Below are 245 nucleotides of genomic sequence, written 5' to 3'. Positions count from 1 at the left end.
TGGTAAGCGCCGTAAGAAGCCCGCCATTGAACATGAAGCTGTTTCCCATGATTCAGAGGAAAAAATACAAAATTCTGTAGAATCTCATATCCAAGAAAAACAGAATATGCAAAATCAGGATAAAAATACTTCTCGTACAACTTGGCTTTTGTTGCCCCTTTCAGGGATTTTAGGGGGACTCATTGCTTTGGGAATTTTTATGGGGCTTCAATGGGTGGGTTTGTTTTCTTCTCCTTTTGTAGAAA

General features: G+C 39.2%; 1 pseudogene. It reads left to right on the top strand.

Annotated elements, in window-relative coordinates:
• Positions 1 to 245, top strand: a pseudogene (locus ACFINC_RS11330) (hypothetical protein); the annotation flags it as partial.

The sequence above is a fragment of the Bartonella sp. AP58NXGY genome (assembly GCF_042195785.1).
GTDB lineage: Bacteria > Pseudomonadota > Alphaproteobacteria > Rhizobiales > Rhizobiaceae > Bartonella.
This window is presented reverse-complemented; position numbering and strand designations above follow the sequence as displayed.